Source organism: Streptomyces sp. CG4 (assembly GCF_041080655.1).
Classification (GTDB): domain Bacteria; phylum Actinomycetota; class Actinomycetes; order Streptomycetales; family Streptomycetaceae; genus Streptomyces.
This window is the reverse complement of sequence record NZ_CP163525.1, coordinates 3782789-3804499: the sequence shown is the minus strand read 5'-3', so window position 1 is coordinate 3804499 and position 21711 is coordinate 3782789. Positions and strand designations below refer to the sequence as shown.

At 71.2% G+C, this 21711-nt stretch carries 19 protein-coding genes; 11 read left to right on the top strand and 8 right to left on the bottom strand.

The window, feature by feature from the left end; genetic code table 11:
* Positions 1-6: 6 nt before the first annotated feature.
* The 3 genes from AB5L52_RS17185 to AB5L52_RS17175 all read right to left on the bottom strand — a co-directional run bounded on the left by AB5L52_RS17185 (position 7) and on the right by AB5L52_RS17175 (position 1638).
* Positions 7-489, bottom strand: a complete 483-nt coding sequence (locus AB5L52_RS17185; protein ID WP_351021399.1) for a succinate dehydrogenase hydrophobic membrane anchor subunit — start codon at positions 487-489, stop codon at positions 7-9.
* A 5-nt stretch (positions 490-494) separates the two neighbouring features.
* On the bottom strand, positions 495-875 hold the full coding sequence (sdhC, locus tag AB5L52_RS17180) for a succinate dehydrogenase, cytochrome b556 subunit (protein ID WP_076087831.1): 381 nt from the start codon (positions 873-875) through the stop codon (positions 495-497).
* Positions 876-1065: 190 nt separating this feature from the next.
* Complete coding sequence (locus AB5L52_RS17175; protein ID WP_369364867.1) at positions 1066-1638, bottom strand: 2-oxo-4-hydroxy-4-carboxy-5-ureidoimidazoline decarboxylase; 573 nt, start codon at positions 1636-1638, stop codon at positions 1066-1068.
* Positions 1639-1831: 193 nt separating this feature from the next.
* Here AB5L52_RS17175 and AB5L52_RS17170 point away from each other — a divergent pair, with 193 nt between their 5' ends.
* The 5 genes from AB5L52_RS17170 (at position 1832) to AB5L52_RS17150 (ending at position 6566) form a co-directional block, all read left to right on the top strand.
* On the top strand, positions 1832-3445 hold the full coding sequence (locus AB5L52_RS17170; protein WP_369368907.1) for a glycoside hydrolase family 20 protein: 1614 nt from the start codon (positions 1832-1834) through the stop codon (positions 3443-3445).
* A gap of 174 nt (positions 3446-3619) precedes the next feature.
* A complete protein-coding gene (locus AB5L52_RS17165) occupies positions 3620-4189 on the top strand; it encodes a hypothetical protein (RefSeq protein WP_351021395.1) in 570 nt (189 codons plus the stop codon).
* Between the two features lie 168 nt (positions 4190-4357).
* Positions 4358-4744: a hypothetical protein gene (locus AB5L52_RS17160; protein ID WP_351021660.1), complete on the top strand. Its 387-nt coding sequence runs from the start codon at positions 4358-4360 to the stop codon at positions 4742-4744.
* A 214-nt stretch (positions 4745-4958) separates the two neighbouring features.
* Positions 4959-5600, top strand: a complete 642-nt coding sequence (locus AB5L52_RS17155; RefSeq protein ID WP_351021658.1) for an RNA polymerase sigma factor — start codon at positions 4959-4961, stop codon at positions 5598-5600.
* Positions 5601-5714: 114 nt separating this feature from the next.
* A complete protein-coding gene (locus AB5L52_RS17150) occupies positions 5715-6566 on the top strand; it encodes a hypothetical protein (protein WP_369364865.1) in 852 nt (283 codons plus the stop codon).
* Positions 6567-6636: 70 nt separating this feature from the next.
* Here AB5L52_RS17150 and AB5L52_RS17145 read toward each other — a convergent pair whose 3' ends face one another.
* Positions 6637-9582, bottom strand: a complete 2946-nt coding sequence (locus AB5L52_RS17145) for a FlgD immunoglobulin-like domain containing protein (RefSeq protein ID WP_369364864.1) — start codon at positions 9580-9582, stop codon at positions 6637-6639.
* A gap of 362 nt (positions 9583-9944) precedes the next feature.
* On the opposite strand from AB5L52_RS17145, the gene AB5L52_RS17140 reads away from it, so the two are divergent.
* Both AB5L52_RS17140 and AB5L52_RS17135 read left to right on the top strand, forming a co-directional pair.
* The gene (locus tag AB5L52_RS17140) at positions 9945-10820 is read left to right on the top strand and encodes a helix-turn-helix domain-containing protein (RefSeq protein ID WP_369364863.1); all 876 of its coding nucleotides are present in this window, start codon (positions 9945-9947) and stop codon (positions 10818-10820) included.
* 120 nt (positions 10821-10940) lie between these two features.
* Positions 10941-12272, top strand: a complete 1332-nt coding sequence (locus AB5L52_RS17135; protein WP_369364861.1) for a cytochrome P450 — start codon at positions 10941-10943, stop codon at positions 12270-12272.
* Between the two features lie 60 nt (positions 12273-12332).
* Here the strand turns inward: AB5L52_RS17135 and AB5L52_RS17130 are convergent, their stop codons facing one another.
* From AB5L52_RS17130 to AB5L52_RS17120, 3 genes are all read right to left on the bottom strand, one after another.
* Positions 12333-13559, bottom strand: a complete 1227-nt coding sequence (locus tag AB5L52_RS17130) for an MAB_1171c family putative transporter (RefSeq protein ID WP_369364859.1) — start codon at positions 13557-13559, stop codon at positions 12333-12335.
* Between the two features lie 59 nt (positions 13560-13618).
* A complete protein-coding gene (locus AB5L52_RS17125) occupies positions 13619-14110 on the bottom strand; it encodes a hypothetical protein (protein WP_351021383.1) in 492 nt (163 codons plus the stop codon).
* Between the two features lie 458 nt (positions 14111-14568).
* Positions 14569-15747, bottom strand: a complete 1179-nt coding sequence (locus tag AB5L52_RS17120) for a family 1 glycosylhydrolase (protein WP_351021381.1) — start codon at positions 15745-15747, stop codon at positions 14569-14571.
* A 709-nt stretch (positions 15748-16456) separates the two neighbouring features.
* Between AB5L52_RS17120 and AB5L52_RS17115 the strand changes: the two genes are divergently transcribed.
* Entirely contained in the window at positions 16457-17119 is a 663-nt protein-coding gene (locus AB5L52_RS17115) for an RNA polymerase sigma factor (RefSeq protein WP_351021379.1), read from the top strand.
* A complete protein-coding gene (locus AB5L52_RS17110) occupies positions 17119-18228 on the top strand; it encodes a hypothetical protein (RefSeq protein ID WP_369364856.1) in 1110 nt (369 codons plus the stop codon). The genes AB5L52_RS17115 and AB5L52_RS17110 overlap by 1 nt, the downstream gene beginning before the upstream one ends.
* 287 nt (positions 18229-18515) lie before the next feature.
* On the opposite strand, the gene AB5L52_RS17105 is transcribed toward AB5L52_RS17110, so the two are convergent.
* Positions 18516-19373 (bottom strand): L,D-transpeptidase family protein, encoded by an 858-nt coding sequence (locus tag AB5L52_RS17105; protein WP_369364855.1) that lies wholly within the window; start codon positions 19371-19373, stop codon positions 18516-18518.
* Between the two features lie 80 nt (positions 19374-19453).
* Between AB5L52_RS17105 and AB5L52_RS17100 the strand changes: the two genes are divergently transcribed.
* Together AB5L52_RS17100 and AB5L52_RS17095 are read left to right on the top strand one after the other, a co-directional pair.
* A complete protein-coding gene (locus tag AB5L52_RS17100; protein WP_369364853.1) occupies positions 19454-21034 on the top strand; it encodes a methylmalonyl-CoA mutase in 1581 nt (526 codons plus the stop codon).
* Positions 21035-21126: 92 nt separating this feature from the next.
* The gene (locus AB5L52_RS17095) at positions 21127-21708 is read left to right on the top strand and encodes a Uma2 family endonuclease (protein ID WP_351021371.1); all 582 of its coding nucleotides are present in this window, start codon (positions 21127-21129) and stop codon (positions 21706-21708) included.
* The last annotated feature ends 3 nt before the right edge of the window (positions 21709-21711 follow it).

Sequence of the window (21711 nt, the reverse complement as noted above, 5' to 3'; positions counted from 1 at the left end):
CCGTGCCTAGCGGATGTTCGGGTCGAAGGTGAAGATCACCAGCGTGCCCAGCAGGATGGTGAACACCGTGGCCGTGTAGAGCAGGCCCTTCAGCCACAGCCGGGTGTTCGCGCGCTCCGCGTAGTCGTTGATGACCGTGCGCAGGCCGTTGGCGCCGTGCAGCATCGCGAGCCAGAGCATGAGGAGGTCCCAGACCTGCCAGAAGGGGCTCGCCCAGCGGCCGGCCACGAAGGCGAAGCCGATCTTGGAGACACCGCCGTCCAGCACGAGCTGGATCAGCAGGTGGCCGAGGACCAGGACGACCAGCACGACGCCGGACAGGCGCATGAACAGCCAGGCCGCCAGCTCGAAGTTGCCCCGGGTCGACTTCGGGGTCTTCTTGGTGCGCTTGCGTGGCGCCTCGATCAGCGGGGCCGGGTTGTCGACGTCGTAGAGCGGGGCGCCCTCGACGGGGCCGACGCCGGACGCGGTGGTTTCAGTCGTGGACATCTGCGTCAGCTCCCGAACAGGACACGAGCGGCGTGGCCGAGCACGGGGTAGATCGCACCGGCCATCAGGACGACCCAGACACCCATCACGGTCCAGAACATCTGCTTCTGGTAGCGCGGGCCCTTCGACCAGAAGTCGACGGCGATGACGCGCAGGCCGTTGAGCGCGTGGAAGAGGATGGCGGCGACGAGGCCGTACTCCAGCAGCGCGACGATCGGGGTCTTGTACGTGGCTACGACCTTGTCGTAGTCCTCGGGGGAGACACGCACGAGAGCGGTGTCCAGGACGTGAACGAACAGGAAGAAGAAAATGAGGACACCGGTGACTCGGTGAGCCACCCACGACCACATTCCTTCCCGGCCGCGGTACAGCGTTCCAGCCGGCACGGAAGTCCCTCCGGGAGCGGGGATTGGGGCCGCGCCGGCTTCTCTGTCGGTCGGGCCCGGCCGGGTACGGTCCACCGGCCCCCAGCATCGTATCCATGCGGTGCGCTGCCGCTTACGGGGGGCCTGGCTGTGTGATCAAACTGGCACCGGATGGGGTACGGCCGGGCGGCTACCGGGGTGGTGTGTCCTCTTATTTGCCGTGTGCGGGTGCGTTGTGGCTGGTCGTGCCCCGCGGCGGAGCCGCTGATGGACAGGGTCCCGCGCCCCTGAGGAGTTGCGCCAACCGCTCGTTTGCCAGTTGCCGGAGTTCCTCCGCCGCTATCACCCGTTCCTCCTCCGGATCGTTTGTCAATCGTGATCGGATGGCTTCGAGGATGCGGTCGAGGGACTCGTCCGGGTGGGTGTCGCCCAGATAGATGACGAACGCGTGCCCGAATCGGGCCTCGTAGGCCGCGTGGGCCGCGCTCAGGGCCATGTGGGCCGCGGAGTAGGTGCCCTCGGGCAGTTCGGGGAGGGATTCTCCCGCCAGGGCCTCCGAAAGGTCGCCCGGTGACAGGTCGTACGCCGCCTCGTCCGCCGCGGCCAGGAGGGACTCCAGGTCGGGATAGGGGCGGTGGTCCGCGATGCGGTGGGACCAGCGCAGGCTGTGCAGGCAGTGCAGCAGGAGGGAGCGGGCCTCGTCGGTGGGTGCGGTGTTGAACGCGTCGAGGGGCCTGGGGAGAGAGGGTAGGCGGTGGGCGGGCAGCGTGGTTCCTCGCGTCACATGTGGCGTGGCAGGGGATGCTGTGAAAGGTGTGTCGTCAGGTTATCGAGAGTGGTCACTGTGTGTCCGTGTGATGCCTGAAATTCACCCGAACGGCAGAGTTTCGGAAGGGCTGGATGACGGGCGACGCGCGGATCGGTCGTACGTTGGCAGAGTGACCCAGCACAAGCGCCGGGCTATGGCGCAGCAGGTGATGCGTAAGCGGACGGTCGTGGCCGCCGCGTTCGTCGGGACCGTCGCGCTCGGCACGGGCGTCGGGGTGTGGGCCTCGTCGGGCGGTGACGGCGGGGCGGGGGACGGGAGCGCGCGGCAGTCGTCGTCCGGCCGGGTGGCCGAGACCGGCGGTGCGGCCACGCCCTCGGCGAGTTCGACCGGCCGGTCCTATCCGCTCTCCCCGGCGCCGCGCACGATACCCGCCGTGCGCTCGCACACCGCGGCGCGCGGACCCGGCTGGAGACCGCAGAAGGCGGACCGGGTGGTCGTCAGCGACGGGGAGCTGGCCGGTGCGGGGGAACTGGTGGCCGGGGAGCTGGGGCTGACCTATGCCGGGCAGAAGGACGATGTGCGGGCGGGGGACGTCCGGCTCGCGCTCGGCGGCGGGGGCGGGAACCAGGAGTCGTACACGATGACCGTCCGCGACGGGCGCGTCGACATCAGCGGGCCGGGCGAGGCGGGGGTGTTCTACGGCACCCGCACGCTGAAGCAGGAGGTCCACGGCGGCGGTACGGCGCCGGAGGGGGTCGTACGGGACGAGCCCGCCAAGCCGGTGCGCGGGTTCATGCTGGACATCGCGCGCAAGCCGTTCAGCGAGTCCTGGATCGAGGACCGAATACGCGAGCTGGGGGACCTGAAGTTCAACGAGCTGGGGCTGCACTTCTCCGACGACCAGGCCTTCCGGATCGAGTCCACCAGCCATCCCGAGATCGTCTCCAAGGACCACCTCACCAAGGCGCAGGTCAAGAAGATCGTGGACCTGGCGAACAGCCGGCACATCACCGTCGTGCCCGAGATCGACTCGCCGGGGCATCTGGGCGCGGTCCTCGCCGCCCACCCCGACCTGCAGCTGCGCAACGCGAGCGCGGTCGCCACCAAGGGCGCCGTCGACATCTCCAAGCCCGCCGCCGCGAAGCTCGTCGACGATCTGCTGAACGAGTACGCGGGGCTGTTCACCGGCAGTCAGTGGCACCTCGGCGGCGACGAGTACCAGGCGCTGACCGTGAAGGACCCGCAGGCCTCCTATCCGCAGCTCGCGGCCGCCGCCCGGCAGAAGTACGGCTCCGGCGGCACCGTCGCCGACCTCACCACCGGCTGGCTGAACGACCGCGCCGCAACCGTCCGCGCGCACGGCAGGACCATGCGGGCGTGGAACGACGGCTTCTACCGCGGTACGTCCGTGCAGGCGGCCAAGGACCTCCAGGCCGCCTACTGGACCGGCAAGGAGCTCGGCGCCCGGCAGCCCGTGGAGTACCTGAGCGCGGGCCGCAAGCTCGTCAACTACAACGACGAGTTCCTCTACTACGTCCTCGGGCAGCCGCAGACCTTCGTCTACCCGACCGGGCAGCGGATCTACGAGCAGTGGAGCCCGCTCGTGCTGCGCGGCACGACCGCCGTACCGGCGAGCTACGACGGCCAGGTCCTCGGCGGGACGTTCGCGGTGTGGTGCGACTTCCCGGACGCGCAGACCGAGGACCAGGTCGCGGCAGGGATACGGATGCCGCTGCGAGCCACCGTGCAGAAGCTGTGGGATCCGGGCAAGCCGCCTTTGTCCTGGCTGGACTTCCAGCAACTTTCAGCCAAGCTCGGCTGAACCCACCAAGGGGCGCGGGGAACTGCGCGACCACCCACAAACCACCACCACCCGGCATACAACAGACACCCACCATCCCAGTAGCCGCCCCCTGTGACACCCGGAGGGTTTCGCACGCAGTAAGGGGAAGTGCGGGCTCCGTACCGGTCGGCGCCCCGGCGAGGGAGACATTTCATGAGCCTGGTGGAACGAATCGCACAGGCCGACGAACGCGGACTGGCGGCCAGCGGACTGGCTTGTTTGGACCGGTGCCTGCCTCTGCTCGGTGCCGACGACGAACTGCTGCGGCCCCTGTGGGCGAGCCTCGCCGACGGCTCCGACTGGGGCGGAAGTCTGCAGAAGGCCCGCGGGGCGCTCGGCACGGAGGAGCCCGGCGACGAGGAGGCGGCACGGCTGGTCCGCCGGATGCTGCAGGCGGCACCGGCCGACCGGACCGCCGAAGCGGTACGGCCCTGGGCGGACGCCTGCTCGGTCGCCGCGCTGCGCGTGCACCGGCTGCTGGACCCGGCGGCGGACGGCACGCCGGACGCCGCCGGCCTCGACGCGGGGCGGGCGGGCGACACGGCGGACCTGCCGCCGCTGGTCGCGGCCGAGCTGCGGCGGCAGACCGCCGTACTGGACCTCTTGGCCGAGCACGGGCCGCACGGTCTGCGTCGCGCGCTGGACCTGTCGGTCGAGGGGCGTCGGGTGTTGCGTGCGGTGGTGTCACGCCGGGCACGTGTCGAGGCGGGGTCCGGGGAGTGACGGGCACCGGATGCGGGGGCGTCTCCCGGTCAAACCCCCTGCATGAGCAAGTCCTGTGACTGTCGTGCGGTGGAGCTGGGGTAGTCCTGCGACGGTTGGCGGAACGTATCTCTGAGGCGTGACGGATGGGCGGAACCCATCGCTCTTCCCTATGTGACAGCCCAGTACGTGACACCCCAGCAGGAGACCCGGCCACAGGCCGCGGCGAAGCCCGTGCGATGGGCCGCGGACACCGTGGCGACGATGCGCGAGGGCGCCCGGGTCCGGCTCGACTACTCGGCGCAGAGCCTGTGGCGGGTCGACCGGATGATCGAGGAGATTCGGCGCGAGGGGCCGCCGTACGCCGCCGTCGACAGCGTGCTGCGCGGCTTCGGCGCCTACGCCGGTGAGGTGATCGTCCGCCAGACCGGCGCCGAGTGGTGGACGACCGGCGGCGACCACTGGGTGCGCACCCCCGACGGCCGGCTCTGGGACCCCATCGACGAGGCCCGCCGCGCCTACGGCGGCCACGGCTCGCTGCGCCTGCTCTGCCGCGACGCGACCGCCCCCCACTGATCGGGGTGGGAGCGTCACGGGGCCGGGCGACACTTCCCAGCGCAACCGTCCACGAAAACGTCACCGTCCCGTCGGCCGGGGCCGCCGTATCGCTGTGACACTTCTGTGAGGCCCGGCGCAGATGATCGTGGAAGGCGGAGACACGGCCGGAGCGTGTCGGACCGTGACGGACGCGCCACGCAGTGGCCATGAACTCGGCACGAACGAGGACGTCTTGGGCCAGGGAGGCGAACCCCGGCGCGCGCAGCCGCGGGACGGGGAGCTGGGCGCGGCCGTCGCGCGCGCCCAGGACGGCGACGAGTCCGCCTTCGCGGTGGCCTACCGGATCGTGCAGCCCGGCCTGCTCGGCTATCTGCGGGGCCTCGTCGGCGAGGACGCGGAGGACGTGGCCGGTGACGCCTGGCTGGAGATCGCCCGCGACCTCGGCCGCTTCAAGGGCGACGGCGCCGGCTTCCGCGGCTGGACCGCGACCATCGCCCGGCACCGCGCCCTGGACCATCTGCGCCGTCGGCGGGTACGGCCCCGCAGCGCGCCGCTCGAACAGGACGCGCTGGAGCTGCCCGGCCGGCTCAGCACCCACGACCAGGCCCTGGAGTCGCTCTCCACCGAGCGGGCGCTGGAGCTGGTGCGCAGCCTGCCGCGCGACCAGGCCGAGGCCGTGCTGCTGCGGGTGGTCGTCGGCCTCGACGGCCCGGCTGCCGCACGCGTCCTCGGCAAGCGCCCCGGCGCCGTCCGCACGGCCGCCCACCGGGGGCTGAAGCGGCTCGCCCGGAACCTGGGTGTCCAGGGCGCCGCGGACGACGGTGGTGAAGGTGTGACGGATGACGGCCCCCGCACGCTGGGTGAGTCGACATGAACGGCGCGGACCGCCCCCCGTACGGACACGGGGAACACATCGGTTCCGGACCCGGTACGAGGTCCGGAAGGGGGTCGTGCGTCTCCGGTACGCCGGACGAGGACGGGAACAGACATGGGTGAACGGCACAGCGGCGACGGTCCCTTCGGCCGTCGGCACGGGCACCCCGGCGGCACCCTCTCCGCACCGGACCACGTCGACGGGTACGGGCATCTCACGGCCTCCGGATGCGAGGCGTGGCTCGCCGCCGCGCTGCGCGCCGGCGGCGTCGACGCCGAGGCCGAGCGCCGGGCGGTGGCCGCCTTCCGGGCCGCCCGCGAGCCCCGGTTGTCCGCCGCGCGCACCCGGCGCCGGGACGACTGGCGGCCCGCCGTGCCGCGCCGCGGGCGGCGCTCGCTGCGGACCACGCTCTCGGTGGCGCTCGCGAGCCTCGCGCTGGGCGGTGTCGCCGTCGCGGCGATCGGCTCCGCCCGGTCCGGCCCGGACGCCCGGCCGGACACCCCGCGGCCGGCCCGCCCGTCGGCGAGCGGCCCGCACCGGTCGGCCGCTCCCGGCGCCTCGGCCGGGACCACCGGGCCGGGCTCGGCGAGCCCGGCCGGCCGCCCGCACCACCCGGCCACCGCGCGGGACACGGTGGCCCACTGCCGTGCCTACGAGCGGTCCGGGGAGCGGGGCGGCGCGCTGGACGCGACGGCCTGGCAGCGGCTCGTCGCGGCGGCGGGCGGCTCGGACAAGGTCGCGTCCTATTGCGCGACCCAGGTGACGAACGGCACAACCGGAAACGGACGGAAGGTCAAAAAGGACGCCAAGTCGGGTGAGTCGGGTGCCGGGCCGGAGTCGCACGGCGACAACTCGAAGCCCAAGCCGGTGGCGGGGGGCGCGAAGCCGGAGACGGGGAGCGGGAAGTCCGCCCCGGGGGCCGCGAAGCCGGGCGACGCACGCGCCAAGGCCGCCAACGGCGGCTGAACCGGGGCGGTTTCTACCGCTTACCGCCACGCCACGGTGAACTCGCGGCATGCCTGCGGTCCACCGGAGATCAGGACATACCGGTGTAGTTCCAGCCGGTCGCTGCCTTGATCCGTCCGCCGAAGGAGCCGTTCCCGAGACCCGGGTTGACCCACATGGTGCCGGAGGAGTCCCGTTCGACGAGGTCGGGCTTGCCGTCGCCGGTGAGGTCGCCGGCGCCGATCACGGCGTTGTACCCGGTGCCCCAGTTGCCGAAGACCAGCTTGCGGGACCGGAAGTTGCCGTGGCCGTCGCCTGCCATCAGCCACAGGCTGCCGGAGTGGTCGTAGGCCAGCAGGTCCCCGATCGCGTCGCCGGTCACGTCACCGATCGAGATCAGCTTCGTGTAGGTCAGCCCGGAACGGATCAGTTGCCGGGCTCCCAGCGTCCCCCGCTGGGTGACGGGGACGACATACAGGTCACCGGTCGAGGCGCTCCACGCCACCAGGTCCGGGGTGCCGTCGCCGTTCAGATCACCCGGCGAGGAGAGCCACTTGTACTGATGGAAGCCGGTGCCCAGCGAGGCGTACGGGGTGTTCGGCGAGGGCCAGTGCCCGCATCCGGCACGGTACGCGCGCAGTTCACCGCCGGGCATGCGCACCAGCAGTTCGTCGCAGCCGTCCCCGTTGATGTCGCCGAAGGGCACCGCGGTGATCCCGCTCGGCCAGCCGCTGCTGCCGCTCGTGCCGGTGAACGTGCCGTCCGCGCGGGACGAGAAGTGGGCGGTGAGCCGGCCCGTCGAGGTCAGCGTGGTCAGGGAGCCGAGGCCGCTCGCGCTGTAGTCCCGGTAGGTGTCCGCGGCACCGGTCAGCCGCAGGGTGCCGGTGGCCACCGCGCCGGTGCCGTCGGCCGCCCTGGCCGTCATCTTCCAGGTGTAGGTGCCGTTCGGGAGCGCTGCGCCGCTGTCCGTGCGGCCGTTCCACGTCACGTCGACCGAGGCCCCTGCGACGTCGGCCGTCTGGGTGCGCAGTACGTGGCCGAAGGGGTCGCTGAACGTCACCGTCGCCGAGGCCGCGGGACGCGACAGCTGAACGGTCAGCCTTCTGCCGCTCGTCCGCGGGTCGATCACGGCGATCGGGGAACGCGGCACGGAGACCGGCACCAGATGGACGCGCTGCTGGGAGTCGACATAGGCCGCGGGGCCGCCGAACCTGTCGACCGTCCAGACCCCGGTGGCCGCGCCGGCGAACCCGGTGGTCACCGGTGCTGTTCCCGCGCCGTTGTGGAAGTCGGTGAGCATCAACGCGCCGGTGGCCGGGTCGCGCAGGACCAGGTAGCCGTCCCCGAGTTGAGCCTGCCCGTAGCGGACCGGGATGTTCTTGCCCGCGGTCAGGTCCCACACCCCGGCCTTGTCGGTGACTCCGTCGACGTGCACGCAGGACCAGTACAGCCAGCGGCCGACGGCCTGGACCGCGGACAGGTTCCCGCACGCCGGGTCCACCGGGAGATCCGCCGTGTACCGCTTCGAGACCAGGTCGTAGGACCGGACGGCACCGTGGTGGCCCGGGTCCTCCTCCCAGACCTTCCGGCCCCACAGTGACGCCGCCTCGGTGGTCGACTGGTAGGGGAGCGCGCTGGGGGCCTCGAAGTCCTGGACGAAGAAGTATCCGCTGTCGTGCTGGAGGATGTAGCGCCCGGAGGCGGCCACCGCGGCGCCGGTCGCGTAGAGGTGCTGGGAGGATCCGCCGGCGCCCGGCGAAACGATGCCGTCGGATGTCTGGTAGGCCACTTGCCCGTTGCCGCGCGCGATGACCCCGGTGCCGTGCTGCGTGACGGTGGTGCGCGGCCCGGCCTGCAGGGAGGAGCTGATGTCGCGCTCGTACACGGGGTCGGGCAGCGCCGAGTTGGACACCCAGTCGTCATTGGCCAACGTGCCCGCGCCCAAGGAAAGATCCCGCACCTGCGCGGGAAGCGGCGGCACCTGGCGTACGACGGAGCTTGTCGGCACCTGGCCGGAAGCCGCGGTGATCCTGCGGACCGCCCAGTCCTCGGAGCTGGTTCCGGCGGTGACCAGCACGCTGCCGTCGGGCGCCGTCACCAGGTCCGGCTGTGCCCAGGGGAACAGCTTCTGCGTGGCCCCGCCGCCGATCGGTACCGCCTGCAAGGCATCGCCGGGGGCCGTGTAGGTCGTGGTGATCAGGTGGTTCACGAGGATCCAGCCACCGGTCACGGCGATGTCGGCAACCCCAGCGTCATTGTTCGCGGCGGCGGCCGGCAGGGGCGTCCGCGTCGGCGTCGCGCCGGGATCGTCCCGGGGGACGGTGTCGACGTACGTGGGCCAGGAGTTCGGATGGGCGTACACCTGGCCCGCCGAAAGACCGATCTTCACCGAGGTGATGTCCGTCCCCGCGAAGATCTCGTGCACGGTCGCGGCAGCGTAGTCCACCAGGAACGGCAGCACTCCGGAGGCGGTGCGCAGATACAGCACGGCACCGGCGTCGTCCTGGGTCAGCACTCCGGCGAAACCGGTCACCTCCGGCGGGCACGGGATGGGCGTGTCGGTGACCTGGCCGTTCGCGGACCGCACCAGGTGCAGCACCTGCGGGCCGCTCTGCTGCGCGTGGGTGAGGATGGACGAGCCGGTGTAGGCGTGCGTCCACACCTGTCCCGCGGGCGGCTGGATGGACGTGGTGGCCCGGGTCGCCAGGTCCTCGATGTGTACGACTGTGGTTCCCGACTCCGGCACGATGCCCAGGCCGTCGTGGGGGGATTCGACCGCGGGCGTGACGGTGTAGGACTGCCCCGAGGCGTCGTCGGTCCACTGCGTCCCGGACGTGCCCTGCTGTGTGTGCAGATATCCGGTGTCACCCGCCGCCTTCACGGTGTCCTCGGGTGGCAGGTATGCGGCATCGGCCGGTAGCACGACCTCGCCGGAGGTGTCCGCCTGCGCGGGCCCTGCTGCGAACCCGAGGCCCGGAACCAGGCTGAATGCTGCGGACGCGGCCACCAAGCCGCGTCTGAGGGCGCGTTGAGCCACCCATCCCTCCCCAAAAGGCAGCGCATGGCTGGATCACAATGGCCCCGTACCGTCACAATCAGCGCACAGCGCACAGCGCGACTGCGAAAAGCGAAGCAGAAAACGCCGGCTGGGGCCCCACCCATGCAAGTGGCTGGATCTTAGCGCTGCTCACTTGTCGCAAGGGCAACGAATGCGTGGCGTTTGGCGCAGCAGAGATGATGGCGCCCGCCTGGTGGCGACCCCCGTGCGTCACCAGGCGGGCAGGAGCGGCGGTTGATCTCGCCGATACCGGAACTTACGATAGATGCGGCGCGGTATCAAGTGAGAGGTTAAAGTTCCCCTGTTCCCTTCCCGAGGTCGATCAGTGGCAGGAGTCCCACATGCCCCCACGCCTCTTCGACGGCAGGCGCGTGCGCGCCGCACGTCGGGGGAAGGACCTCACCCAGAAGCAGCTGGGCGCGGCAGTCGGCGTCACCGGCACGGCAGTTGCGCGATGGGAGGGCGGCGAGGACTTTCCTCCGGGTGAGAAGCTGCCCGCCCTGGCCGCGGTGCTGGGGGAGCCGATCGATGTCCTGTTCCCCCGGGACGGAGTGCCGGACCTGGCGGACCTGCGGTGTGACGCCGGTCTGAGCCAGCGGGAAGCCGCTGAGGCCATCGGCGCCAGTCGCGTGCCGTTGAGCAACGCCGAGCGCGGCAAGCGCAAGCTCAACGACGCGTACATCGAGCCCCTGGCGAAGGCGTACAAGGCGAGCACCGAGGAACTGCTGGCGGCGCAGGAGCGCTCCTTCGGCAACCTGGCGCCGGACGAGCCGCCGGCCGGGCAGTGGCCCATCCCGCGGACCCTCGCCGAGAAGATCACCTACATGATGACGACCTATCCGCCGGGCAACCAGCCCCCGCAGGACGCGGAGATCGCCCAGGCCATCAACACGAAGGCCGGACAGGATCTGGTCACGGCGGATGTCGTCCGGGCGCTGCGGACCGGCGCGCAGACCGTCGTCGGCCCGCAGGACCCCGCGGTACTCGAAGGCCTGGCCGAGGTGTTCAGCGTGCCGGTGATGTATTTCCAGCCAAACGAACAGGCGGCCCGACAGATCACCGAGGTCGCCGAGCTGCTGAAGGCGATCAACGACCGCAAGATCCTCGCTCTCGCCGCTCGCGGCAACGAGGACGGCCTGTCGCCGGACATGATCAGCGTCGTGGCCAATCTGGCCGCTGGAATCCGCACGGGCACCATCCCGGGCGACGACCGGTAGCACCCCGGTGGCCGGGTCGCATCAGTGCCGAGGCGAGGGCGGCTGCCACTCCCGTACAGTCCGTCGTACCAGCAGTCCGTCGTACCAGCGCTCCGTCAGCGGTTTACCAGGAGAAGAACCATGGACACCGAAGCCGGTCCCGGCTCCCTGCCGTACGTCCCTGGAACGGGGCGGCCGGTCCCCGAAGCCGAGCCCGGACTCGTGGAGCGGTGGCGTGCGCAGGGAGGCGAACTGGTCGAGCTGCTGACCCAGGTACGTGAACGGCTCGGCGGGATCGCCGCCTTCCGCCTCGGGCCGACTCCCACCGTTCTCGTCACCGACCCGCGGGCGGTCCAGCACGTACTCGCCCGGCACCCCGAGCGGTACGTCAAGCGCTCCCACCGCGCCCGCCTGCTGATCGGCGACGGCGTCGTCGCCGCCACCGGCGAGCCGTGGAAGCGACAACGCCGCTTGCTGCAGTCCCAGTTCACCGGTACCGGGATGCGCCGCTACGAACAGCGGATCACCGCGGCCGCCCGGACCACCGCCGGGCGCTGGGCCGGATACGCCCGGACCGGGCAGACCCTCGATGTCGGGCAGGAGATGCGCCGCTTCGCCCTCGACGCCATCTGGCGCTCCCTCACCGGGCATCCCCTCGATGACGAGACCGAGCGTGAACTGGCCGCCGTGGCAGCCGTGGCGGCCGCCCTTCCGACCCTGCCCGCCGATGCCGGCGACGCCCGGGACGCCGTTGCCGCCGATCTCGCCCGGATCGATGCGGTCGCCCGGCACGCCATCGAGGCCGCCCGCGGCGGGGCGGCCGGCCCCGACGGTCCCGGCTTGCTGCAGGTCCTGATCGACGCCGCTGCCGAACACCCCGAGTACACCGACCAGTTGATCCGCGACGAGCTGGTCACGTTGCTCGTGGCCGGGCACGAAACCACCGCCACCACATTGACCTGGCTCTACCTGCTCCTCGACCGGTACCCCGCCGCCCGCGAACAAGCTCTCGCCGCCGGCGGCGAAGGCTCACCCCAACGCCGCCAGGCCATGCAGGCCCTGGTCCACGAGACGCTCCGGCTCTACCCGTCCGCCTGGATCCTGCCCCGCTACGCCGCCGAGGACGACACCCTCGCCGGCTACGCCATCGAGGCGGACACCGACCTGCTGATCTGCCCGTACCTCACGCACCGCGATGCCGAACTGTGGCCGGCACCCGAGGACTTCGATCCACGGCGCTTCATCACCCCGGACGGCCGGCCCGCGCACCCGGGCGCCTACCTCCCCTTCGGCATCGGCCCCCGCGCCTGCCTCGGTATGCAATTCGCGCTCCGCGAATCGACCGTCCTGCTCGAACACCTGCTGCCGGCCCACACCGTCGCCTTCCAGTCCACCCCCACGAAGGCGGCGTACGGCATCACCGTCCGCCCCGACGGCCCCACTCCGGCAACCTTGGCACCGCACCTCACCTGAAGCCTGCCTTCGCGCCGCTGCGGCACATCGGCGACGGCCCGAGCGATGCTCAAGCGATGTTCATACGGCGGGCTCCTGCTCGGCCTCGGCAAGCAACTGCTCGGCCTGGGCCGCCGTGATCGAGGCGTAGGCCTTCTGCACGCGCAGAAGCCACGATTCCTGGGCCCTGGTGTCCACGATCGGCTTGGTGGGCAGCGCGGCGGAGGCGACCTCCAGTCGCCGCCCGGCAGTCGCGGCCTGCAGTGCCGCCTTGATCCAGTAGGCCTCGGCGGCGGGCTTCGGGTCCGGGAGGTCCTCCGCGGCATCCTCGGCCACCGACAGCAACTCCGGCGGCGCGTAGTGGCGCAGCTTGTCCTCCACGTCGGTGATGTCCGCGACCCAGCGGTCGAGGCGGACGTCGACCGGCAGCGAGAAACGGGTGAGCTCGCGCAGCCGGGGAGCCGGCGGGGCGAAGGACGTGCCCGGAAAGGCCGTCACCAGATCGCGCCACAGCGGGTGGAGGCAGCGCAACGCGTTCCAGGCGCGCCAACGCGCGGCGACCGCACGGGTGGCGGGGACGCTTGTCCCCAGGGCGAGCATCAGGAAGAACACCTGGAACCACACCGCGGTCCACGTGACCACCTGCTGATCGGCGGCGTGACTCAGCGGAGCGGCTACGTCGATCCAGATCAACGCGATGCGGGCGGCCGTGTAGAGGACACCCATCCACATGGAGACGGCCATCAGCAGCAGGCCCGTGCGCAGGAGCCTGGTCTCCGCGCGGCGGAAGGCGCCGGTCCACTGGTAGCCGGATGCCGTCGCGACAGCGATCGTGTAGAGGTAGAAGACGCTCAGGTAGGCCGCCGCTCCCCATTGACCCGTGTGGTCGGTCACGAAGTCGGTGCTCGGTCTCTTCCGGTCGACCACGGTGAAGAAGAGCACGGTCATCAGGACCATGACAATCAACGCGCCCTTGGGGGCGACACGAGCCATCCAGCGCGAGGCGGCGATGTGCCGGGGGACCACAGGTTCGCTGGTCTTGCCGTAGCTGGTCGCGACGTACGTCACCATGGCCATGAGTGCCACGGCGCCGACCAAGTGCTTGAGCAGGACCGACAGATCGACAACCGGCACAGCGTCCAGCAGGCGCATCACCCCTGGTGTACTGAGCCACAAGGTCACGGCGAAACCCGCGTAAATGCCCCACAGGGACAGTCGGTAGGCGTCGCCGTAACGGACAGCGGGGACCCGCCACACGGCGACAACCGTCAACACCAGAGCAGCAAGGTACTCAAGCAAGGCAAGCACGGCGAAGGAGACTCCTGACGAGGGGGGGGTGCCCCGGCTCGGCCGGGGCCCGAAAGCAGTTACCGCGTCCCGCGGAGGCGCGGAGGGGCGACGGGGTGGGACAGGGAGTCCTCAAGAAGGCTGACCATGTCCTCGCCCGCCGAGGGCTGTTGGCGGACGATCCGCTTGATGAGCGAGGCCGAAAGCTCCGCCTCCTGCTCTTCGGGGGTGTCGTAGCGGGCCCGCGCCTGGACCACCGCACCGGGACCGAGACGGCCGAGGAGCCCTTGGTAGAGATCGCCCGGGATGTACTGCTCGATCTCCTGCCGGCCCAAGGTGGTGCCGTGGTCGAACCACTCATGGCAGAGCTCGTGAAGGATCGTGTGCTCGGTCCCCGTCTGCGTCGGCCGGCGCCGGTACAACACGTACGTGACCTGGTCGGTCCTGACGCGCAGACCGCACGCGGCGCGCAGCCCGCCCTCGGGCTCGGCAAGCTCCACCAGGTGGATGGAGCGACCCCGCGCATCCTCCATGTTCCGCACCAGCGCGTCCACACTGAAAGGGCTGGGCATGGGCAGATCAGCAAGAAGCCGCACACACCGCTTGTGCAACGCGCGAGGCGACAACGGCGCTTTGCTGCGCCACCACATGTGCTCCTCCTGCAAGGCCCTGGGACACGGGCCAGCCATCAGCGCGGCCGCACCCACGCAGTACCCGGGCTGACCTGTCGGTTTCGCGCCGGAACTGGCGAAGAGGACAGTACACAGTCGAAATGACGACCCACCCCCGGCTGGTCGCCTCACGTGAGACGCTCCCTCACCTGCCGCTTCAGGTGATCACTGCAGTGACCTGGTCTTTTCGCGTCGCCACGCAACTGCGAGACAGCAGCTGTCGGGTACCCGGTGATGGCCAAGAGGTGACACACGGCCAAGGCGTTATCGAAACGTTTTGTTGTCTTCGGTAACTTATTCGGCCGGTCGGTCATCGGGCCCTCCCCGGCCACCGGGATGGGGAGGTCGGCCGCAGGTGGCTAGGCCCGCATCAGAGCCTGGATGGCGGTGGCGCTGGGGCGAGGCTCGCGGTTGTGGTCGAACAGCCCGAAGGGGACGGAGAATCCGTTCAGCCACTCGTAGTTGTCCACCGCTGTCCACAGGTGGACGCCGGCGATGTCCATACCGCCGGCGAGCGCATCGGCGACCTGGCGAAGCGCGGCGGTCAGGTAGGCGATGCGCTGGGTGTCGTCGTCACCGCCGTAGCCGATCTCGGCCACCAGGTAGCGCTTGCCCGGCAGTTCTGTGCGCAGGCGGGTGAGGACCTGGCCCAAGCCCTCCGGCCAGACGACGTAGCCTTGCGGGCCGACCGGTTCACCGGCCGGATAGGGGATGATCTTCCCCTCGGCGGTGATGGCCGGGTTGTAGTAGTAGCTGAAGCCGTAGAGATCGAATGCGCTTTCGTACCGCGGCGTGCGTGCGAGGGAGAGCCACGAGTCCCACACGGCCGCATCCAGATCGGCCGTCGCCGCCGCGGCGGCCGCGCTGTCGTCGGCCGGGTGCGGCACGGCCAGCGACTCGTTCGTGGCGGTGGGCCGACCGCCCTGGCGCAGGCGCAGGGCCGCCTCGAAGTCGGCCTGGTGGATGGCCCGAAGGACCGTGCGGAACTCGTCGCGCGAAGTGTGTCCCGGCGGGAACGTGCCGGCCAGGTAGCCCTTGAGCGCGTAGCTGAAGGGGTTGTTGACCGGCATCCAGCCGTCGGCCAGGTCGCCGAAGGTCTCGCCGATGAAGTCGACGTGGCGGGCCCACGTGGCGTGGGCCGAGGGAGCGAGGAATCCGCCGTCGGCGGCGAACCACTTCGGCAGGGCGGTATGCAGGAGACAGACCCATAGGCTCAGCCCCGACCGGCGGCCGGCCTGCAGGATGTGCCGGTAGTGCTCGATGGCCCGGGCGTCGTGCCGGCCTGGTTGCGGTTCGAGCCGAGCCCAGTCCAGCGACAGCCGGTAGTCGCCGAATCCCCAGTCGGCCAGCAGGGCGAAGTCGGCCGCGTACCGGTCGCCGAAGCCGTTTCCGTCGCCGCTGGCGGGCGCCTTGCCGGCTTGCTCCCAGCCCCACCAGTTGTCTGCCGGAGTCGCACCCTGGGTCTGGGTGGCCGAGCTGGAGGAGCCCCAGCGGAACCCGGCGGGGAAGCGCACAAGGCCTGCGGTGGGCGTCGTCAAGGCTACGGTCTCCTCATCGAGGCTGGCAGGGCGATCCGCAGAGTGTGACGGTGAGAGGCCCTGTGCCAGGGCGGGCACCATCGCCGCGCACCCGAGCACGAAGGACCGCCGGGTGGTTAAGTTGGCCTTCGACATGTGCAGTTCAACCAGCTGCAGAACGCGCCACGGTCTTCTCCTTGCTGAGCGGTGCTCGGGGATGAGGCTACCTGGTGGAGATCTTGCAGGGCATGCCGGGCCCCTGCCGCGAGGACACCCTTCGCCGTCGTACGCGGGGGAGGACCCCGTGGAGGTCTCCGCGAATGTGAGGCATCACTCACCGGCAGGCCCGCGACCGGGACGGCTCGGCGCATCGGCCTGGGAGGCATCGCGTGAAGTGCCGGACGCGCTGGTCACGCTGCTGGGCACGGCGACGGGTGGCACCCCGCATCGTCGCAGGTCAGAGGGGTAGGTGCCGGGGCAACGGCCGGGGCCGCCACCCCCCACAGGAGAGGCCCCGGCCGTCGCGCTGACGGGCCGCGCGCGACCCGTACTTCCTTCAGCGCCGGGAGTGCGTTTTCTGTCACACCCCGACCACGCTCGGCCCTTACCCTGCGCACACCCGCACCTTGTCAACAGTTAGTTGCATCTTCTACGGACATGGACGAGGCGCGGTTTCACGCCGTAACGTGCCTTTCGCGCCGGACCGGGAAACAGGCGTAAAGGGAGTCAGGTGCTGGGGGACGACGCGGAGCTGACCGCCGCGGTGCGTGCGGCCCAGGACGGAGACGAGGCCGCATTTCGTACGGTGTATCGCGCCGTGCAACCGCGGCTGCTCGGGTATGTCCGCACGCTGGTCGGTGATCCGGACGCCGAGGACGTCGCGTCCGAGGCCTGGTTGCAGATCGCCCGCGACCTCGACCGGTTCAGCGGAGACGCCGACCGCTTCCGTGGCTGGGCCGCCCGGATCGCCCGTAACCGCGCCCTGGACCACATACGGATGCGCGGCCGCCGCCCCGTCATAGGCGGCGACGAGACGGAGCTGACCGGCCGGGCCGCCGAGTCCGACACGGCCGGCGAGGCCATCGAGGCCCTGGCCACCGACGGCGCCCTCTCCCTCATCGCGCGGCTCCCGCAGGACCAGGCCGAGGCGGTCGTCCTGCGCGTGGTGGTCGGCCTCGATGCCAAGACCGCCGCCGAGACCCTCGGCAAACGCGCCGGTGCCGTACGCACCGCGGCGCACCGCGGCCTGAAACGCCTGGCAGAGCTGCTCGGCGACGATCCGGAATCGGCGGGCGTGCTGGATGCGCTCCCACCCCAGAGAGAACCGCGCGGTCGCGCGGTGTCGTCCGCGACTGTGACGGATACGCGTGCGCGGACGCAGAAGGACATGTGATGGCCGACGAGCAGGACAAGTGGCTGAACCGTGAGACGGCGGACCGTCTGCTGCGCGGTGAGCCGCTGGAAGCCGTCGACGCCTCCGCACGTGACCAGGCCGAACGCCTCTCCCGAGTGCTCGGCGCGCTGTCCGCGGAGGCGGCCCCCGCCACCGGTGAACTCCCCGGCGAACAGGCCGCCCTGGCCGCGTTCCGCAAGGCCCGTGAGGCCGCCGACGCCGAACGGAGCGCCGTCGCCCACGCCGACGGCGCCCCCGCCCTGCCGAGGCCCGGCGCCGACTCCGGCCTGGTCCGCATCGGCGCCCCGGCCCGTACCGGAATCCCGGCCCGGCGGCCCCGCTGGGCCCGGCCGGTGCGCCTGGCGCTCGCCGCCGCGCTGACCGTGGGCACGCTCGGCGGGGTCGCCATGGCCGCCGGGACCGGGATGCTGCCCACGCCGTTCGGGCCCGCGCACCCCGCCTCCTCCGTCTCCGCCGGCGCGCCCTCCGACGGGCCGCCCGCCTCGGTCTCGCCGGAGGGCAGCCACGGCCCGACCCCGAGCCCCGGCACCCCGAGCCGCGGCGCGGGCACGCGCCGCGGCGGCGCCTCCGGCGAAGCCACCGGACCGGACAACCCGCCGGGCAAGAACGCTTCGCCGGGCGCCGGCGACCCCTCCGGCACGCCCGGCAGCCGATGGAAGGACGCCGCCGCGGCCTGCCAGGACATGCGGGACGGCAAGAGCCTGGACGCCGGGCGCCGGCGTGCGCTGGAGAACCTGGCGGGCGGCAGCGCCCGGGTGAGCCGCTTCTGCAAGGTCGTCCTGACCGCCGTCGGCTCGGTCGACGGCCAGGGGAACGGCGGCCAGGGCGACGAGAACGGCGGCAACGGCGGCAACGGCAAGGGCAAGGGCGGCAAGGGCAAGGGCGACGGCAACGAGAACGGCCAGGGCGGTGACGGCGGTCACTTCGGCGACGGCGGCGGAAAGGGCACGTCCGTCGGCGGCACGGGCTGGTTCGGCGGCATCCCGCCCCTTCCGCCCCTTTCCTCGGCCGTCGCTCCGGCGCACTCCCTCCCCGCGACCGGCACCCCGCTCGTCCCGGCACCCGGCCCGACGGACACCGCGCTCTGAGCCCGCGCCCCCTCAAGCGCGCCCCCTCCCACCCACCTGACCTGCGATTTCGTGGTCCGCGAAAAATAATTCGCGCGGGGTGTGACGTTTTTCGAGCCCGGTACGCAGTACTGAGTGAGCCGACTGGTCATCGGCCATCGCACTGAGCCGGGGTTCCCCCCGTACCCACGGCTCGTGCACCTGGCGCGGGCGGGACACGTTCCCCCGGTCCCGCCCGCGCCCCGCTCTCTTCCCCCCCTCGCTCGCCGGACGACGGCGTTCGCCCGTGGACGACTCTCAGCCGGCCCTCACCAGTGGACGACGACCTTGTCGCCCACCCGCACCTGCGCGAACAGCTGCTGGATCACGGCCTGGTCCCGGACATTCACGCACCCGTGGGAGCCGCCTGCGTAGCCGCGCGCCGCGAAGTCGTACGAGTAGTGCACGGCCTGGCCGCGACTGAAGAACATCGCGTACGGCATCGGCGAGTGGTAGAGCGTCGACACCCAGTTCCGTGCCTTCCAGTAGATGTGGAAGACGCCCTCCCTGGTCGGTGTGTACTGCGTCCCGAACCGCACCGCCGTCGTCGTCACCGTCCGGCCGTCGACCATCCAGCGCAGCGTCCGTGTCGTCTTGTCGATGCACAGCACGCGGCCGGTCAGGCAGCGCCGGTCGGGTGCGCCGGCCGGCTGACCGCCCATCAGATACAGCTCCCAGGTGCCGGGCGGGTGGGTCATCGACACCAGCCGCTGCCAGGTGACGGTGTCCGTCCGCCCGGTCTGCGGCAGCCCGCGCTTGCCCTGGAAGCCCCGCACGCCGTGCTCGGTCAGTGCGCCGTACGAGCCGGACGGCCCCTCGGACAGCCAGTCCAGCTGGCGCAGCCGCGCCTGCAGTTCCCGTACGCCGGGCCCGCTGTCGCCGCGCGACCACAGGACGCGGGGAGCGGGAGTGAGAGCCGGGGCCGGAGCCGGGGCGAGGGCGGGCGGTGCGGGCTGGGCCGTCCGGGTGGGGTCCGCGGGCAGCGTTTGCGGGGTCTGGACGTGCAGGGGCGCCCTGGCTTTGGCGTCGGGGGCCCTGGCGTCCGTGGGCTGCACGGTGCAGCCGCAGAGGGCGGCGAGGGCGGCGGCCGAGGCGAGTACGGCGGCGGGTCTTCCCGAGATCCTCATGCCGGGGATGCTTCCCCGCGTGACCGCTGTCGAACGACGGGGCATGGTGAGGGGTGACAGGACGTACTGCGGAGGCATCCATGGCGCGTGAGTCGGAGTCGGGGCTGCCGATCGAGCCGGTCTACGGACCACAGGCGCTGGACGGCTGGAACCCGGGCGAGAAACTGGGCGAACCGGGCGCGTACCCCTTCACCCGCGGGGTGTACCCCACCATGTACACCGGCCGCCCCTGGACCATGCGGCAGTACGCCGGTTTCGGTACGGCCGCCGAGTCCAACGCCCGCTACCGGCAGCTGATCGCCCACGGCACCACCGGCCTGTCGGTCGCCTTCGACCTGCCCACCCAGATGGGCCACGACTCGGACGCGCCCCTCGCCCACGGCGAGGTCGGCAAGGTGGGGGTGGCGATCGACTCGATCGAGGACATGCGGGTGCTGTTCGACGGCATCCCGCTCGACCAGGTCTCGACGTCGATGACGATCAACGCACCGGCGGCCCTGCTCCTCCTGCTCTACCAGCTGGTGGCGGAGGAACAGGGGGCGCGGCCCGAGCAGCTGACCGGCACGATCCAGAACGACGTGCTGAAGGAGTACATCGCACGCGGGACGTACATCTTCCCGCCGAAACCCTCCCTGCGGCTGACGGCGGACGTCTTCAAGTACTGCACCGCCGAGATCCCGAAGTGGAACACGATCTCGATCTCCGGCTACCACATGGCCGAGGCGGGCGCGTCACCCGTTCAGGAGATCGCGTTCACCCTGGCGGACGGCATCGAGTACGTCCGTACGGCGGTCGCGGCGGGCATGGACGTCGACGCTTTCGCGCCCCGCCTGTCCTTCTTCTTCGTGGCCCGTACGACGCTGCTGGAGGAGGTCGCCAAGTTCCGCGCGGCGAGGAGGATCTGGGCGCGGGTGATGCGCGAGGAATTCGGCGCCCGGAACCCCAAGTCCCTGATGCTCCGTTTCCACACCCAGACGGCCGGCGTCCAGCTGACGGCCCAGCAGCCGGAGGTCAACCTGGTCCGGGTGACCGTCCAGGCCCTGGCCGCGGTGCTGGGCGGCACGCAGTCGCTGCACACCAACTCCTTCGACGAGGCGATCGCCCTGCCGACGGACAAGAGCGCCCGACTGGCCCTGCGCACCCAGCAGGTCCTGGCGCACGAGACGGACGTGCCCGCGACGGTCGACCCCTTCGCGGGCTCCTACGCGATGGAGCGGATGACGGACGACGTGGCGGAGGCGGCCGTCGACCTCATGCGGAGGGTCGAGGACCTGGGCGGGGCGGTGGCGGCGATCGAGCACGGCTTCCAGAAGGCCGAGATCGAGCGCAACGCGTACCGGATCGCCCAGGAGACGGACGCCGGCGAACGGGTCGTCGTGGGCGTCAACCGCTTCCAGCTCGACGAGGAGGAACCGTACGAGCCGTTGCGGGTCGACCCGGCGATCGAGGCCCGGCAGGCGGACCGCTTGGCCAAGCTGCGGGCCGAACGGGACCAGGGCGCGGTGGACACGGCACTGGACGCGCTGAAGAAGGCGGCCGAGGGGGAGGAGAACGTGCTGTATCCGATGAGGGAGGCGCTGCGGGGGCGGGCGACAGTGGGGGAGGTGTGCAACGCGCTGCGCGAGGTGTGGGGGAGTCATGTGCCGGCGGATGCTTTCTGAGCTGGGCGATTACTCCGTATGAGTGATCACGAGCGGAAGCGGCACGTACCCGGTTACGCTCGTGAAAAGTGGGCCCCGAAGAGGAGGACGCCATGGCCGTACTGCAGCAGGAGCTGACTCTGGGCGAGGCTGCCGACCAGCTTGCCCGTGCACTGCCTGGCCACCGCGTGGAGATTCTCCAGGGGAGGCTCACTGTGACACCGCCGCCGGATGGTTCGCACGCTCTGTCGCTGACGAAACTGGGCAGGGCTTTCGATCGGGCGGGGCTCGTTGAGGCGGGGTATGAGTACGTCCAGGGCGTCGGGCTCTGGTTGCCCACCTTGCCCGAAGACTTCGCGATCCCTGACTTCTCCGTCGTCGACCCGGACTTCCGCGACGCCCATGTCACGAAGAACTACTACGCACCGAACGTCTTCCGCATGGTCGTGGAAGTGACGTCCTCGAACTGGTCCGACGACCTCGGTCCCAAGGTCGAGTGCTACGCCCAGGCCGGCCTCCCCGTCTACCTCATCGCGGACCGCAAGCACGAGGAGGTCCTGCTGTACACCGGCCCAACCGACGGGAAGTACCCCGACCCCGTCCGCTTCAAGCGTGGCCAGACCATCCCCATCCCCGAATCCGTCGGCGTCACCCTGGACCTCTCCGTGGACACCCTCCTCGACGGCGACGACTGACCG

Coding starts and splice junctions, on each gene's coding strand:
- AB5L52_RS17185 (WP_351021399.1), bottom strand. CDS start 489: ATGTCCACGACTGAAACCACCGCGTCCGGCGTCGGCCCCGTCGAGGGC.
- AB5L52_RS17170 (WP_369368907.1), top strand. CDS start 1,832: ATGCGTAAGCGGACGGTCGTGGCCGCCGCGTTCGTCGGGACCGTCGCG.
- AB5L52_RS17165 (WP_351021395.1), top strand. CDS start 3,620: ATGAGCCTGGTGGAACGAATCGCACAGGCCGACGAACGCGGACTGGCG.
- AB5L52_RS17150 (WP_369364865.1), top strand. CDS start 5,715: ATGGGTGAACGGCACAGCGGCGACGGTCCCTTCGGCCGTCGGCACGGG.
- AB5L52_RS17140 (WP_369364863.1), top strand. CDS start 9,945: ATGCCCCCACGCCTCTTCGACGGCAGGCGCGTGCGCGCCGCACGTCGG.
- AB5L52_RS17135 (WP_369364861.1), top strand. CDS start 10,941: ATGGACACCGAAGCCGGTCCCGGCTCCCTGCCGTACGTCCCTGGAACG.
- AB5L52_RS17125 (WP_351021383.1), bottom strand. CDS start 14,110: ATGCCCAGCCCTTTCAGTGTGGACGCGCTGGTGCGGAACATGGAGGAT.
- AB5L52_RS17110 (WP_369364856.1), top strand. CDS start 17,119: ATGGCCGACGAGCAGGACAAGTGGCTGAACCGTGAGACGGCGGACCGT.
- AB5L52_RS17105 (WP_369364855.1), bottom strand. CDS start 19,373: ATGAGGATCTCGGGAAGACCCGCCGCCGTACTCGCCTCGGCCGCCGCC.
- AB5L52_RS17100 (WP_369364853.1), top strand. CDS start 19,454: ATGGCGCGTGAGTCGGAGTCGGGGCTGCCGATCGAGCCGGTCTACGGA.
- AB5L52_RS17095 (WP_351021371.1), top strand. CDS start 21,127: ATGGCCGTACTGCAGCAGGAGCTGACTCTGGGCGAGGCTGCCGACCAG.